We start from the raw sequence: 13,159 nt of genomic DNA, 5'->3' as shown, positions 1-13,159 counted from the left end.
GTCCCGGGTTCCACGCGGTGCGTCATGCACCGCGTTCCCTTTAAAAGCACGACCCCATTCTTATGCCAGAAAATCAATACACGGGCCGTTTCGCGCCTTCACCTTCCGGTGAACTCCATTTTGGTTCGCTGATTGCCGCACTCGGCAGTTATCTGCATGCCCGCGCCCAAAAGGGCCAGTGGCTGGTTCGCATTGATGATATCGATCCGCCACGTGAAATTCCCGGTTCCGCAGACCGCATTCTGGCCACGCTCGAACGCTATGGTCTGGAATGGGACCGCGACGTCGTCTGGCAATCCAAACGTCATGATGCCTACCGCGAAGTGCTGGACAGGCTGTTTCAGGAACGTAAAAGCTATTACTGCACCTGTACCCGCCAGCGCATAGCGCAAACCGGCGGCATCTACGACGGTCACTGTCGTGACCTGAATTTAGGCGCAGAAAACGCGGCAATTCGTCTGCATCAGACCTTACCGGTTTATGGTTTTGATGATGATTTTCAGGGGCATTTGCAGGCTGATTGTCAGCTGGCCGAAGAAGATTTTATTATCCGCCGTCGCGACGGGCTGTTTGCCTACAATCTGGCGGTGGTCGTCGATGACCATTTTCAAGGCATAAATCATATTGTGCGCGGAGCCGATCTTATCGAGCCGACCGTGCGCCAGATTTCGCTCTACCGGCATCTGGGGTATCCGCAACCGGGATATCTGCATTTGCCACTGGCATTGAATGAAAATGGCGACAAGCTTTCCAAACAAAATCATGCACCGGCGCTGCCTGAAGGCGATCCGCGACCAGTTATCATTAACGCACTGAAATTTTTAGGCCAAACGCTGCCGGAAAACTGGCAGGATTACACTTTGCCTTTATTATTACGCTGGGCGACAACGCACTGGACGCCCTCTGAGATACCGCGTCAGGGCGCTTAATCACCGCTGAACTGACATCGGCATTCTCAAAGAGGCTATCGTGAGCTATGATTAGCCGCTGTTTTTGCGTCACGCCAATTTTTTCAGTCACTATCGAGGTGTACCATTTTTACCCGAGTAGCCAATTTTTGCCGTAAGGTGCTGGTCCGTGAAGATAAAGTCATTCGTGAAGAAAAGGCTGTTCATGACGAAGCCGCACTTCATGGAGAAGTTAATCGTGAGGACAATTCCCGTCGCGATCCGTCTCCTGTGGCTGAAAACACTGTGAAGGCAAACCATCCTGAACGTCGTGACAACGAGCAACGCCGCGAAAACCGTGGCCGTCGGGATGACAACGCAAACCGGGGCGACCGTCGTAATAACAACAACCGTCGCTCTGCGCCTTATCAGCCGCGTGGCGAACGTAACGACAATCGCGGTGAACGTACCGACAACCGCAGCGAACAGCGCGCTCCTCGTACCGAGCACGTCCAGAAGCCACGCCCGTCATTTGATTACGCGGGCGAAACCCGTGCGATGACCATCATTCCCCGTGATGATCACAATATTTCCCGTCGCGACATCAGCGAAAACGCCCTGAAAGTCCTGTACCGCCTGAATAAGTCTGGCTATGAAGCCTTCCTGGTGGGCGGTGGCGTGCGTGATTTACTCCTGGATAAAAAGCCAAAAGATTTCGATATCACGACCAATGCAACGCCGGATCAGGTGCGCAAACTTTTCCGTAACTGCCGTCTGGTTGGCCGCCGTTTCCGTTTGGCCCACGTAATGTTTGGCCCGGAAATCATCGAGGTCGCCACATTCCGTGGTCACCACGAACAGTACGAAGAAACCGACGATAAAAACGTTTCCCAGCAAGCCCAGAATGGCATGCTGCTGCGCGACAACATCTTTGGCACGATTGAAGACGATGCCCAACGCCGCGACTTCACTATCAATAGCCTGTATTACGGCGTGGCTGATTTCACCGTCCGCGATTACACCGGCGGCCTGCGTGACCTGGAAAACGGCATCATTCGCCTGATTGGTGATCCGGAAACCCGCTACCGCGAAGACCCGGTGCGTATGTTGCGTGCGGTGCGTTTCGCTGCAAAACTTGACATGAAAATCAGCCCGGAAACCGCCGAGCCGATCCCACGTCTGGCGACCCTGCTACAGGAAATTCCACCTGCGCGTCTGTTCGAAGAATCGCTGAAATTGTTGCAGGCCGGCTACGGATATGCCACGTACAAAAAGCTGTGTGAATACCAGCTGTTCCAGCCGTTGTTCCCGCTGATTGCCCGCCAGTTTACTGAGCATGGCGACAGCCCGATGGAACATATTCTGTTGCAGGTTCTGAAAAATACCGACTACCGTTTGCGGAACGATCAGCGCGTCAATCCGGCGTTCTTGTTCGCGGCAATGTTGTGGTATCCGGTGATTGAACATGCTCAGAAACTGGCGCAGGAAGGCGGTCTGACGTATTACGACGCCTTCGCACTGGCCATGAACGACGTGCTTGACGAACAATGTCGCACGCTGGCCATTCCTAAACGTATTACCACGCTGGTGCGTGACATCTGGGCATTGCAGTTGCGTCTGTCCCGCCGTCAGGGCAAGCGTGCGCATAAGCTGATGGAACATCCTAAGTTCCGCGCCGCTTACGATTTACTGGTTCTGCGCGCTGAAGTTGAACAGCATCGCGAACTGCAAAGTCTGGCGCAGTGGTGGGGTGAATTCCAGGAAGCCACACCGGCCTCGCAGAAATCGATGCTCGGCACGCTCGGTGACGACGCAACGCCTGCGCGCCGCACGCGTACACGTCGTCCGCGCAAACGCGCTCCCCGCAAGGACGGCGGTCAATGATCCGCGTTTACCTGGCTCTGGGAAGCAATCTCTCACGGCCTCTCGACCAGGTAAATTGCGCGCTGGAGGCGCTGGCGCATTTGCCGCGCACCCGCTTTGTAGCTGTCTCTCCGTTTTACCGCAGTAAACCGCTGGGGCCGCAGGATCAGCCTGATTATCTGAACGCCGTCGTGTCGCTCGATACGCTGTTGCCGCCGGAAGAACTGCTCGATTGCACACAAGCCATCGAGCAAAATCAGGGACGTGTCCGTAAAGCCGAACGTTGGGGCCCGCGGACATTGGATCTGGATATGCTGATGTATGGCGATCGGGTGATCGATACGGAGCGTTTAACTGTGCCGCATTACGACATGAAGAACCGCGAGTTTATGCTGTATCCGCTGGCGGATCTGGCTCCGGATCTGATGTTCCCGGATGGCGAAACGCTGCAAAGCATACTGGCCCGCGTTCAGCTAAATGGCCTGACAAAATGGTAAGCCGCTCAGCGACTTACCCGCACTTCTAATCCACTTTCTGCTTTGTTCCTGTAAACCACACGTAAGTGATGCAACTGTGCGATCCTCTGTACGATCGAAATCCCCAGGCCGCTGCCGGTTTGCTCCTGGCCTGGTGGCCGGTAAAAACGCTCGCCCAGCCGCGCCAGATGATCTTCAGTGATCCCCTGTCCCTGATCCTCTACTTTTAATCCCTGCGCATTCAGGGTGACCGAGACTGTGGTCCCCGCCGGAGAATAACGAATAGCGTTATCCAGCAGATTACGCACCATCAGCGAAAGCAAAAGCGATTGCCCGCGCATTTGTGGTGGTGTGCCCTGCTCTTCAAAACGTAATTCGATGCCTTTGCTGTGCGCACGGTAATCCTGCTCGGCCAGATTTTGTGCCAGCAGCGAAGGCCAGTCGATAATCTCCAGTTCTTCAGGTTCTGAAAAACTTTCCAGCCTCGACAGCGTCAGCAACTGATCCACCAGCCGCGTGGCGCGATCGATACTGGTGGTCAGGTTTTCCAGCGCATGTTCGCGCATTTCGGTGTCGTCACCGGACAGCTGCACCACTTCGGTTTGCACGCGCAATGCCGCCAGCGGGCTGCGTAATTCGTGCGCGGCATCGGAGGTAAACCGCCGTTCGCGAACCAGCATTTCACTGGTGCGGTCAAACAGAGAATTCAACGCGTTCGCCAGCGGCAACACTTCGCCGGGTAAACGATCCGTGACAATCGGCGTCGCATCTTCCGGCGATCGCTGGCGCAACCCTTCTGCCACGCGGCGCAGCGGGCGAAGCTCAAGCGTCACCATCACAATCAGCGCCAGCAGCAATACCGGCAGCGAAGCCAGCCACGGCGTCAGTTGGCCGCTGACTAAACTCCAGGCCATATCATTGCGGTAATCGTTTTCCTGCCCGACGGCTACGCGGTATTGACCGTCCGGCGACGTCAGCCACACCATACGCCAGTCGTCGTGGTCGCCTTTAAGCTCGTCATCTTTAAAGCCCTGCGTATTGCCGTCGAAGCGGATACGTTTGCCGTTTTCGCCGTCGTTGAGCAGCATGTCGCCCTGCTGATTGAAAATGGCAAACGTCAGCGCATCGTCATCGGTATGGCCGCGTGAACCTTTGCGCACCATCTTTTTGGTATCGGGCAGCTCAGCGTCTTTTTGCATATTCAGGCGGTCGCCCAGACCGGTGGCGGCCAGACGTTTAGCGAATAACATCTGTTGGGTATCAAACACCTCGTTGATGTGTTTGCGGGTCTGGTGCCACGCCACGCCGCTGGCAATCAGCCACGTCAGCAGCGCCAGCACAGTAAATAGCAGGATCAGACGGAGGCGCAGACTCAGGTTTTTCAGCTCCTTCACGCACTCTCCCCGGACAGCGCATCGCCGAGCGTATAACCCACGCCGTGAACGGTACGGATGAAGCTTTTGCCGAGTTTGCTGCGAAGATGGTGAATATGCACTTCAACCGCGTTGCTGCTGACCTCATCGTCCCAGTTGTACAGTTTTTCCTGAATCAGGGTGCGCGCTAGAACGCGGCCTTTGTTATTGAGAAACAGCTCCAGCACCGCGACTTCACGCGGCGTGAGCGTCACGGTTTCGCCATTAAGCATTACGCTGCGGGCAGCCGGATCAAATTCCACTGCGCCGTGCGTCACTTTTGGCGTAACCACGCCATGACGGCGGCGGATCAGCGCCTGCAAACGCGCAGCCACTTCCACCAGCGCAAACGGCTTACACAGATAATCATCCGCCCCGGCCTGCAACCCGCCGACGCGCTGTTCAAGCGCATCGCGCGCCGTGAGGATCAGCACCGGCGTGTCGCGACCGGACTTGCGCCATTCACGCAGCAACTCCATGCCGTCGATTCCCGGCAGGCTTAAATCGAGGATCACCGCATCGTACGGCGCGCTGTCGAGTGCGGCTTTGCCGGTCAGCCCGTCGGTAAACCAGTCGAGCGTAAACCCCAATTTTGTCAGCCCGGCTTTGATGCCGTCGCCAATCATTTTGTCGTCTTCAACCAATAGAATTCGCATGGTTCCCTCCGTTTTTTTCATTATAGGCGAAGCTTCTTAATCACTTCTTAAGACCTGGATCATCGAGTCCGTTGCTGATCTTGCTGTCTGCATTTCGGCTCATACAGTAGAATACTGGCATCATATTCATCCGATGAATTATTCAAAGGAAAGTGTTCATGAAACCAACAACGCTCAGCCAGCTTCGCCAATGGAAGCAGGAAAAACATAAATTTGCGACCATTACCGCGTATGACGCCAGTTTTGCACAGCTGTTTGCTGAGCAGGGCATCAACGTCATGCTGATTGGTGACTCTCTCGGGATGGTCGTTCAGGGGCAGGATTCCACGCTGCCGGTGACGGTTGAGGAAATTGCTTACCATACTCGCTGCGTGCGCCGTGGTGCACCTCACGCCTTATTGCTGGCAGACCTTCCGTTCATGAGTTATGCCACGCCTGAACAGGCGTTCGCAAGCGCGGCAATCCTGATGCGGGCCGGCGGCAATATGGTGAAACTCGAAGGCGGCAGCTGGCTGTGCGATACGGTTAAAATGCTGACCGAGCGCGCCGTGCCGGTGTGCGGTCATCTCGGCCTGACGCCGCAATCGGTGAACATTTTTGGTGGCTACAAAGTGCAGGGCCGCGACGAAGTGGCGGCGAACCAGCTCATCAAAGATGCGCTGATGCTTGAAGAATCTGGCGCGCAGCTGCTGGTACTGGAATGTGTGCCCGTTGAACTGGCGCGCCGCGTGACCGAAGAACTGAGCATCCCGGTCATCGGCATCGGCGCCGGTAACGTGACCGACGGACAGATTCTGGTAATGCACGACGCGTTCGGCATTACCGGCGGCCATACGCCAAAATTTGCCAAAGACTTCCTCGCAGAAGCGGGCGATATCCGCAGCGCGGTGCGTTTGTATGTCGATCAGGTCGCGCAGGGCGTGTATCCGGGCGAAGAGCATTCCTTTAAATAATCGGGAGAAGAAGTGTGCTGATAACTGACAGCGTGGCGCTGCTGCGTCGCGAGATCCGCGATTTCCGTAAGAATAACAAACGTATTGCCCTGGTGCCGACCATGGGAAATTTGCACGAAGGCCATATGACGCTGGTGGAAGAAGCGAAAGCCCGCGGCGATGTGGTGGTGGTGAGTATTTTCGTGAACCCGATGCAGTTCGAACGCCCGGACGATCTCGAGCGTTATCCGCGCACCTTGCAGGAAGACTGCGAAAAGCTGAATAAGCGCGGCGTGGATCTGGTGTTTGCCCCGTCTCCGGCGGAGGTTTATCCGAAAGGCCTGACAACGCAGACGCAGGTCGATGTACCGGTGATTTCCACCATTCTGGAAGGCGCGAGCCGTCCGGGGCATTTCCGTGGTGTATCGACGATTGTCAGCAAATTGTTCAATCTGGTGCAGCCTCAGGTGGCCTGTTTCGGCCAGAAAGACTTCCAGCAACTGGCGCTGCTGCGCACGATGGTGGAAGACATGGGCTATGACATTGAAATTATTGGCGTACCGATTGTGCGCGCCAAAGACGGTCTGGCGCTGAGTTCGCGCAATGGTTATCTGACCTCCGAAGAGCGTAAACTCGCCCCACAGCTCAACAAAATCATGAACGCGCTGGCTGAGCGTCTGAGCCAGGGCGAGCGTCACGTTGAAGAGATGTTGCAGGAAACCGCGCAACAACTGCGGGAAGCCGGATTTACGCCAGATGAGTTGTTTATTCGTGATGCCAAAACCTTGCAGGAATTGTCCGTCGACAGCACTTCCGCGGTGATCCTGATGGCGGCATGGTTAGGGAAAGCCCGGCTGATTGATAATCAAGAGGTTGATCTGACGCAGTAGACAGCGCAGCTCAAATCGGCAACTATGTTGGCCGCCGGAAATATCGGAATTTTATTATCTCCGCCCGGCGGGTTCCCTGATTTTTTACGCAAGAAAGGTATATGTGATGATCCGCACTATGCTGCAAGGCAAACTGCACCGGGTTCACGTGACTCAGGCAGATTTGCACTATGAAGGTTCCTGCGCCATCGACCAGGACTTTCTCGATGCTTCAGGCATTTTAGAGTACGAAGCGATTGATATTTATAACGTTGATAACGGTCAGCGTTTCTCAACTTACGCCATCGCGGCAGAACGTGGTTCGCGTATTATCTCGGTTAACGGCGCTGCGGCGCGTTGCGCCTGTGTCGGCGATCTGCTGATCATCTGCTCTTACGTGCAGATGTCTGACGCTGATGCCCGCCAGCACAAACCGAAAGTGGCTTATTTTGAAGGTGAAAACCAGCTGAAACGCACCGCGAAAGCCGTGCCGGTTCAGGTGGCTTGATAAAACGCCCCCCTGCGAAGGGGGAGGATGGGAGGGGGTTTAGCGGCTAACTCAGTCGTTTATGCTGATCTGGTTAAACCAACATCCCATCCCAGCCTTCCCCTCGTGAGAGGGGAAGGAGCAATAAAATTAACTTCTCAGACCGCGTCCGCGCTCAATCAGATACCAAGCCAGCAGATAAAACACCGCGATAAACGCTACCAGCACGCTCATCGTGAAGATCAGCGGAACATCACTGATCCCCAAGAATCCGTAGCGGAAACCGCTGATCATGTAGACGATCGGGTTCAGCTTGGAGATCGCCTGCCAGATCGGCGGCAGCAGCGACAGTGAATAGAACACGCCGCCCAAATAGGTCAGCGGAGTCAGCACAAAAGTCGGGATCAGGCTGATGTCATCGAACGTGGTCGCAAAAACCGCATTCAACAGGCCGCCCAGCGAGAACAGGATCGCGGTCAGCAGCAGCGTCAGCGCGATAACCCACCAGGAATGGATCACCAGCGGCACAAAGAAAAGCGAAATCGCGGTGACCAAAATCCCCACGCAGATACCGCGCGCCACGCCACCGCCGACATAACCGGCGATCACGACGTGCGTTGGCACGGGGGCGACCAGCAGCTCTTCAATGTTGCGCTGGAACTTGGCGCTGAAAAATGACGACGCCACGTTAGCGTAGGAGTTGGTGATCACCGCCATCATGATCAGGCCCGGCACGATAAACTGCATGTAAGTAAACCCATGCATGCTGCCGATTTGTGAGCCGATCAGGTTGCCGAAGATGATGAAATAAAGCGTCATGGTGATCACCGGCGGAACCAGCGTTTGGATCCAGATCCGGCCAAACCGGTTGATCTCTTTCATCCAGATACTTTTAAGTGCGATCCAATACAGTTGCGACATTATTTCTTTTCTCCGCTGCCGTTCACCAGCGTGACAAACAGCTCTTCCAGACGGTTAGCTTTGTTACGCATACTCAATACCTGCACGCCCTGCTTGCTCAGCTGGCTGAACAGCGAGTTCAGGCCCTGTTCGCGCATGACTTCCACTTCCAGCGTTGACGTATCCGTAAGCTGGCTGCGATAGCCTTCCAGCACCGGCAGCGGGCTTTTCGTCCCGAGATCCAGAATAAAGGTTTCGGATTTCAGCTTGGATAACAGCGCTTTCATGCTGGTATTTTCCACCAGTTCGCCGCCCTGAATAATGCCGATATTGCGGCACAGCATTTCGGCTTCTTCCAGATAGTGCGTGGTCAGAATGATGGTCGTGCCCTGCGCGTTCAGCTCTTTCAGGAAACCCCACATAGAGCGACGCAGTTCGATATCCACACCGGCTGTCGGTTCGTCGAGGATCAGCAGTTTCGGTTCGTGCATCAGCGCACGGGCAATCATCAGACGACGCTTCATGCCGCCGGAAAGCATGCGGGAGCGCTCATTGCGCTTGCCCCACAGATCCAGCTGGGTCAGATATTTTTCGGCACGCTGAAGCGCCAGCGGACGTGGCACGCCGTAGTAACCGGCCTGGTTGACGACAACCTGCATCACGGTTTCAAACGGGTTGAAGTTAAATTCCTGTGGCACCAGCCCGAGCTGACGCTTGGCGTTGACGATGTCTTTGTCGATGTCGTAACCGAACACCTGAACCTTACCGGCTGTTTTGTTCACCAGTGAGCTGATGATGCCGATGGTCGTCGATTTACCCGCACCGTTTGGCCCCAGCAGGGCATAAAAATCGCCGACTTCGACGCGCAGATCGATACCGCGCAAAGCCTGTACACCACCGGCGTAAGTTTTGGTTAACTTTTCCAGTTCCAATGCATAATTCATAAAGGAAGCGTACCTTGTTGTGAAAACCCTGTTGTAGGAATGCGTAAAAGGAGATGTTGAATCGGTTTTAAAAGACGGAGCATTGCCCTATATTACTCCATCGCTGTTGGCTCGTTACAGGCTATTAACCTCAATGAATGATATAGAAAAGCTCATCAGTAATAATGCCAACTGGTCCAAGACCATGATCGACGAGGATCCTGGCTTCTTTGAACGACTTTCCCAATCTCAAAAACCCCGTTTTCTGTGGATCGGTTGCTCCGACAGTCGCGTTCCCGCTGAGCAATTGACCGGGCTTGAACCGGGCGAACTGTTTGTTCACCGTAACGTCGCCAATCTGGTTATCCATACTGATCTCAACTGTCTGTCCGTTGTGCAATATGCTATCGACGTACTGGAAGTGGAACACGTCATCATTTGCGGTCACTACGGTTGCGGTGGCGTACAGGCAGCGGTTGAAAACCCTGAACTGGGTTTGATTAATAACTGGTTATTGCATATCCGGGATATCTGGTACAAACACAGCTCCCTGCTGGGCGAACTGTCACCGAATCAGCGTCTCGATAAATTGTGTGAGCTGAACGTCGTGGAACAAGTGTACAACCTCGGCCACTCCACCGTGATGCAATCAGCCTGGAAACGCGGCCAGAAAGTCACCCTGCACGGCTGGGTGTATGGCATTCAGGACGGACGACTGCGCAATCTCGAAGTCGACGCCACCAGCCGCGAAACACTGGAACAGCGCTACCGTCAGGGCGTCTCCGCCTTACTGAACGGCAACCCGCAATAACAAGCCGCCCCACTCTACAGAAAATCAAAAAACAAAAGGCACAAAAATGTGCCTTTTTTACCATTTTTTTTTCCTGCACTTACAACGCGATCACTATAAATCAATGAGTTATAAATGCTGTAAGCAGCTGTAAGCCCTATAAAGATGCTTAGGTGTGGACACTATGTGGACACTCCAGCCCCGCTTTTCCCCTCAGTGGATTAAAGGAAATTGCGTCCTGCAGGAAGTCCGGAGCGAAGTGAGCATAGACCATTGTCTGGTTGATATTCGCGTGTCCGAGAATTCTTTGCAGGGTGATTATGTTCCCGCCGTTCATCATGAAATGTGTCGCAAACGTATGTCGCAACACATGCAATGATTGCCCTTTCGGTAAGTCTGGCTTCACCGATTTCAATAGCAGCCGGAAGGTCAAATAATCGGCATCAGGAAAAAGTAATCCGGACTTCTGATTTTTGACTGCCTTACATACCTCGTCTGAGATCGGGACTGTTCTGGGTTTGCCGTTTTTGGTATTGAGAAAAGTCACTCGGTTATTAATGACGTTCTCAACCTTCAAACTGCTTATTTCTCCCCAGCGGCCTCCTGTACTCAGGCTCAGGATCGCAATCCTCTTATTGTCCCCTTCCAAAACAGACAGCAACTTCTCAATTTCATCAGCAGACATAAAAGTCATGGATGATAGCTGCCCTTTTAGCAACGTTACGCCATGCAACGGATTTTCAGCGTGGAATAAACCTGCTTCGTTCAGGTAAGTAAACAGACCACTCAGCAACATCAAATTGCGGTTTACCGTCGTTGCCTTAACGCCCTTCGCCAATCTCAAAGACTTAAATTTTGTAATAGCCAGGCTATCAATTTGGAAAGAACACGGGTCATCCATCAGGTTGCAGATGAATTCCAGTTTGGCTTTGTCGAGCTTGCCGTGTTTCACGTTCTGCCCGTGATAGAGCCACCACAGTTCTATCAACTCGGATAACGGCCGCTTGTCTGCCGGTTTAGATAGCCATTCTTTGTCGTGATAATTCACCGCTACATATTTTTCGTAGGCGGCTGCTTCATGTTTCTTGTCGAACCTACGCCGGAAGCGCTTTCCGTTGCGCCCCTGCGGTCTGATGTCCACTTCATAACGACCATCATCGAGCTTCTTAATCGACATATTGAAGCCCTCCGAAATCGTGGGTACTGCAAAGACTCTGTGATTCTATAAAACGTAAAAAATCGAAATGTAGCGTTAACCAGTCTTTTTGTCGGAGTGGGACGACGTTGTTTCGCCCTGCCCAAAGTGTGCGAGAACCGGCGCGATCTGTCCGGCTTCTGGTGCAATTTGATCAGTCATAAACCACATTGTGTATTTTGTGAACTTTGGATGCGCCAAAATTTTCATGGCAACATCTGTCGGCGGTGTCGATCTGCCGGTTTCATAGTAGGTAAGTGAACCATAAGGAATATCAATTAAATCAGACAGTTCCCTTCTATTAAGTCTCTCGGACTCTCTCATAACAATAAGCTTATCTGCGAGTGAACTTGACACTTCGTTTAGATCTCCATAATATTTGTTTAGATCTTAATAAAGATCACCTATATTGATATAAACAATTACAAGCAATACGTAGCAATTGATTAGATCCAAACAGGAGATTAGCAGATGAGTAAACAAATCGTAAGTGTGTCGGATGTCCTGCCATATGCGGAATTTGCCAAGGTAATCGGCAAAACGCCCGCAGCAGTCAAAGGAATGATTGAGGCGGGAAAATTGCCAGTTGTAGAAATGCGCAATCCCCAAAATCCTACAGCACGCTCTGAAAACTGGATTTACCTTCCCGCCTGGAATGCAGGGATGAAATTGGCGTTTGAAAAACGTCCTAAAGAGATCCGAGATGGTTGGCTGATGTGGTTAGGCTTGGGTGTACCGCGTTAAGGAGGGAGTAAATGGTTATCTCAGTTGCACCACTGCTGAAAAGACAAAGCCCTTCCCGCAGTTTTGGACACGGCTGGATTGAGCTACCAGGTGGCAAACGCTGGAATCCAGCTAAACCGCAAATGTGTTCAACCGTTTCGAGCCGGAAGCCCTTCTACAAACGCTTCTTTGGTTGAGGTGTCTATGCAATCGCAAACATTGAGCTATTCGGAAAGTATCCCGAAGGAAAAAAGAGAGGCCTGTTATCAGCATATTATCGGGATCCGAAAAATGCTGACCAGCCAGAAAAATATTGCGCAGGAAACGTTTGATGAAAGTACGCCGACCATGCGCAAATTGATCTGCTTCCATGCGGGATTGAAAAGTCGTCATATCAATATGCGTTTCTTTGAATTGGCACACAGTGAAAGAATAAAGGTCATTGAAGCACTTAATTCACTCATTGAGTTTGGTAATGCGCTTCCGGCCTTTATTAGTGAAACCGACTCAGTTCTCAACATAGAACATTAATACATCTGAAATTTAATTGACGTTCAACCCGCCGGGCATTCTTTTGCCCAAAAACAGGATTGGATAATGGAAGAAATGATCAACGAAGCACGTTCTGACGAACGTTTAAATCGTGCAGCCGTATTCGCTGCACGTCTTGAAGCCCTCGCCTGCTTTATCAATAAGCATGATCTGAGCGGGAAAGAAGCCGCCGAAGCACTGCGTGCCGAGGCATCCCGTATTCAAAATGAAGCAGGAGACCTTCACTGATGGCTGATCTTATCGATACGGCGCAGGAACGTGCTGAACAGATTTTAGAGTCACAGATCAAAGCGGCACGCCAACCTGTTGGCGGCGTATCAACATTATTTTGCATTGACTGTAATCACCCTATTCCTGAAGTACGGCGCGCAGCCCTTCCAGGCGTGGAACTTTGCCTAACGTGTAAATCTATCGCTGAACTAAAGGCAAGAAATTACAGAGGTCAGTGATGACCTCATTTATATGCGTGTTTTTCGTACTTGGCGCAATCAATG

The 13,159-nt window shown here is 52.8% G+C and carries 18 protein-coding genes; 12 read left to right on the top strand and 6 right to left on the bottom strand.

Annotation, left to right across the window (positions count from 1 at the left end; all coding sequences use genetic code 11):
- Positions 1 to 62: 62 nt before the first annotated feature.
- The 3 genes from gluQRS (at position 63) to folK (ending at position 3,247) form a co-directional block, all read left to right on the top strand.
- Positions 63 to 929, top strand: a complete 867-nt coding sequence (gene gluQRS / locus ACLBVC_RS09665; protein ID WP_410149412.1) for a tRNA glutamyl-Q(34) synthetase GluQRS — start codon at positions 63 to 65, stop codon at positions 927 to 929.
- A 516-nt stretch (positions 930 to 1,445) separates the two neighbouring features.
- Positions 1,446 to 2,771, top strand: a complete 1,326-nt coding sequence (gene pcnB / locus ACLBVC_RS09660) for a polynucleotide adenylyltransferase PcnB (protein WP_410149440.1) — start codon at positions 1,446 to 1,448, stop codon at positions 2,769 to 2,771.
- Positions 2,768 to 3,247, top strand: a complete 480-nt coding sequence (folK, locus tag ACLBVC_RS09655; RefSeq protein ID WP_410149411.1) for a 2-amino-4-hydroxy-6-hydroxymethyldihydropteridine diphosphokinase — start codon at positions 2,768 to 2,770, stop codon at positions 3,245 to 3,247. The genes pcnB and folK overlap by 4 nt, the downstream gene beginning before the upstream one ends.
- 5 nt (positions 3,248 to 3,252) lie before the next feature.
- On the opposite strand, the gene qseC is transcribed toward folK, so the two are convergent.
- Together qseC and qseB are read right to left on the bottom strand one after the other, a co-directional pair.
- Entirely contained in the window at positions 3,253 to 4,611 is a 1,359-nt protein-coding gene (gene qseC, locus ACLBVC_RS09650) for a quorum sensing histidine kinase QseC (protein WP_410149439.1), read from the bottom strand.
- A 5-nt stretch (positions 4,612 to 4,616) separates the two neighbouring features.
- On the bottom strand, positions 4,617 to 5,294 hold the full coding sequence (qseB, locus tag ACLBVC_RS09645) for a quorum sensing response regulator transcription factor QseB (RefSeq protein WP_410149410.1): 678 nt from the start codon (positions 5,292 to 5,294) through the stop codon (positions 4,617 to 4,619).
- A gap of 158 nt (positions 5,295 to 5,452) precedes the next feature.
- Between qseB and panB the strand changes: the two genes are divergently transcribed.
- The 3 genes from panB to panD all read left to right on the top strand — a co-directional run bounded on the left by panB (position 5,453) and on the right by panD (position 7,603).
- A complete protein-coding gene (gene panB, locus ACLBVC_RS09640; RefSeq protein WP_410149409.1) occupies positions 5,453 to 6,247 on the top strand; it encodes a 3-methyl-2-oxobutanoate hydroxymethyltransferase in 795 nt (264 codons plus the stop codon).
- Positions 6,248 to 6,261: 14 nt separating this feature from the next.
- Entirely contained in the window at positions 6,262 to 7,116 is an 855-nt protein-coding gene (panC, locus tag ACLBVC_RS09635) for a pantoate--beta-alanine ligase (RefSeq protein WP_410149408.1), read from the top strand.
- Positions 7,117 to 7,222: 106 nt separating this feature from the next.
- Positions 7,223 to 7,603 carry an aspartate 1-decarboxylase gene (gene panD, locus ACLBVC_RS09630; protein WP_101075221.1) on the top strand — a complete coding sequence of 127 codons (381 nt, stop codon included), beginning with the start codon at positions 7,223 to 7,225 and terminating at the stop codon, positions 7,601 to 7,603.
- A 129-nt stretch (positions 7,604 to 7,732) separates the two neighbouring features.
- On the opposite strand, the gene ACLBVC_RS09625 is transcribed toward panD, so the two are convergent.
- Positions 7,733 to 8,503 carry an ABC transporter permease gene (locus ACLBVC_RS09625; protein ID WP_101075220.1) on the bottom strand — a complete coding sequence of 257 codons (771 nt, stop codon included), beginning with the start codon at positions 8,501 to 8,503 and terminating at the stop codon, positions 7,733 to 7,735.
- Positions 8,503 to 9,426, bottom strand: coding sequence for an ABC transporter ATP-binding protein (locus tag ACLBVC_RS09620; RefSeq protein WP_410149407.1), 924 nt, complete (start codon positions 9,424 to 9,426; stop codon positions 8,503 to 8,505). The genes ACLBVC_RS09625 and ACLBVC_RS09620 overlap by 1 nt, the downstream gene beginning before the upstream one ends.
- Before the next feature lie 133 nt (positions 9,427 to 9,559).
- On the opposite strand from ACLBVC_RS09620, the gene can reads away from it, so the two are divergent.
- Complete coding sequence (gene can / locus ACLBVC_RS09615; protein WP_152327650.1) at positions 9,560 to 10,216, top strand: carbonate dehydratase; 657 nt, start codon at positions 9,560 to 9,562, stop codon at positions 10,214 to 10,216.
- 148 nt (positions 10,217 to 10,364) lie between these two features.
- Here the strand turns inward: can and ACLBVC_RS09610 are convergent, their stop codons facing one another.
- Both ACLBVC_RS09610 and ACLBVC_RS09605 read right to left on the bottom strand, forming a co-directional pair.
- Positions 10,365 to 11,372 (bottom strand): phage integrase, encoded by a 1,008-nt coding sequence (locus ACLBVC_RS09610; protein ID WP_015690409.1) that lies wholly within the window; start codon positions 11,370 to 11,372, stop codon positions 10,365 to 10,367.
- A gap of 75 nt (positions 11,373 to 11,447) precedes the next feature.
- Positions 11,448 to 11,747 (bottom strand): helix-turn-helix domain-containing protein, encoded by a 300-nt coding sequence (locus tag ACLBVC_RS09605; protein ID WP_354566961.1) that lies wholly within the window; start codon positions 11,745 to 11,747, stop codon positions 11,448 to 11,450.
- A gap of 114 nt (positions 11,748 to 11,861) precedes the next feature.
- On the opposite strand from ACLBVC_RS09605, the gene ACLBVC_RS09600 reads away from it, so the two are divergent.
- The 5 genes from ACLBVC_RS09600 (at position 11,862) to ACLBVC_RS09580 (ending at position 13,114) form a co-directional block, all read left to right on the top strand.
- Positions 11,862 to 12,134 carry a Cox family DNA-binding protein gene (locus ACLBVC_RS09600; protein WP_410149406.1) on the top strand — a complete coding sequence of 91 codons (273 nt, stop codon included), beginning with the start codon at positions 11,862 to 11,864 and terminating at the stop codon, positions 12,132 to 12,134.
- An 11-nt stretch (positions 12,135 to 12,145) separates the two neighbouring features.
- A complete protein-coding gene (locus tag ACLBVC_RS09595; protein WP_354566958.1) occupies positions 12,146 to 12,310 on the top strand; it encodes a phage filamentation protein Fil family protein in 165 nt (54 codons plus the stop codon).
- Between the two features lie 7 nt (positions 12,311 to 12,317).
- Positions 12,318 to 12,644 (top strand): hypothetical protein, encoded by a 327-nt coding sequence (locus tag ACLBVC_RS09590; RefSeq protein ID WP_354566956.1) that lies wholly within the window; start codon positions 12,318 to 12,320, stop codon positions 12,642 to 12,644.
- A 66-nt stretch (positions 12,645 to 12,710) separates the two neighbouring features.
- The gene (locus ACLBVC_RS09585) at positions 12,711 to 12,893 is read left to right on the top strand and encodes a DUF2732 family protein (protein WP_410149405.1); all 183 of its coding nucleotides are present in this window, start codon (positions 12,711 to 12,713) and stop codon (positions 12,891 to 12,893) included.
- Positions 12,893 to 13,114, top strand: coding sequence for a TraR/DksA C4-type zinc finger protein (locus tag ACLBVC_RS09580; protein WP_354566953.1), 222 nt, complete (start codon positions 12,893 to 12,895; stop codon positions 13,112 to 13,114). The genes ACLBVC_RS09585 and ACLBVC_RS09580 overlap by 1 nt, the downstream gene beginning before the upstream one ends.
- The last annotated feature ends 45 nt before the right edge of the window (positions 13,115 to 13,159 follow it).

Origin of the sequence: Rahnella selenatireducens, from assembly GCF_046449555.1 — a bacterium.
GTDB lineage: Bacteria > Pseudomonadota > Gammaproteobacteria > Enterobacterales > Enterobacteriaceae > Rahnella > Rahnella selenatireducens.
This window is presented reverse-complemented; position numbering and strand designations above follow the sequence as displayed.

What these genes read in the sequence shown, in the direction of transcription:
- qseB (WP_410149410.1), bottom strand. Translation starts at nt 5,294, where the DNA reads ATGCGAATTCTATTGGTTGAAGACGACAAAATGATTGGCGACGGCATC.
- ACLBVC_RS09620 (WP_410149407.1), bottom strand. Translation starts at nt 9,426, where the DNA reads ATGAATTATGCATTGGAACTGGAAAAGTTAACCAAAACTTACGCCGGT.
- ACLBVC_RS09585 (WP_410149405.1), top strand. Translation starts at nt 12,711, where the DNA reads ATGGAAGAAATGATCAACGAAGCACGTTCTGACGAACGTTTAAATCGT.
- ACLBVC_RS09590 (WP_354566956.1), top strand. Translation starts at nt 12,318, where the DNA reads ATGCAATCGCAAACATTGAGCTATTCGGAAAGTATCCCGAAGGAAAAA.
- gluQRS (WP_410149412.1), top strand. Translation starts at nt 63, where the DNA reads ATGCCAGAAAATCAATACACGGGCCGTTTCGCGCCTTCACCTTCCGGT.
- ACLBVC_RS09625 (WP_101075220.1), bottom strand. Translation starts at nt 8,503, where the DNA reads ATGTCGCAACTGTATTGGATCGCACTTAAAAGTATCTGGATGAAAGAG.
- can (WP_152327650.1), top strand. Translation starts at nt 9,560, where the DNA reads ATGAATGATATAGAAAAGCTCATCAGTAATAATGCCAACTGGTCCAAG.
- panD (WP_101075221.1), top strand. Translation starts at nt 7,223, where the DNA reads ATGATCCGCACTATGCTGCAAGGCAAACTGCACCGGGTTCACGTGACT.
- ACLBVC_RS09595 (WP_354566958.1), top strand. Translation starts at nt 12,146, where the DNA reads ATGGTTATCTCAGTTGCACCACTGCTGAAAAGACAAAGCCCTTCCCGC.
- ACLBVC_RS09610 (WP_015690409.1), bottom strand. Translation starts at nt 11,372, where the DNA reads ATGTCGATTAAGAAGCTCGATGATGGTCGTTATGAAGTGGACATCAGA.
- panB (WP_410149409.1), top strand. Translation starts at nt 5,453, where the DNA reads ATGAAACCAACAACGCTCAGCCAGCTTCGCCAATGGAAGCAGGAAAAA.
- ACLBVC_RS09580 (WP_354566953.1), top strand. Translation starts at nt 12,893, where the DNA reads ATGGCTGATCTTATCGATACGGCGCAGGAACGTGCTGAACAGATTTTA.
- ACLBVC_RS09600 (WP_410149406.1), top strand. Translation starts at nt 11,862, where the DNA reads ATGAGTAAACAAATCGTAAGTGTGTCGGATGTCCTGCCATATGCGGAA.
- pcnB (WP_410149440.1), top strand. Translation starts at nt 1,446, where the DNA reads ATGACCATCATTCCCCGTGATGATCACAATATTTCCCGTCGCGACATC.
- folK (WP_410149411.1), top strand. Translation starts at nt 2,768, where the DNA reads ATGATCCGCGTTTACCTGGCTCTGGGAAGCAATCTCTCACGGCCTCTC.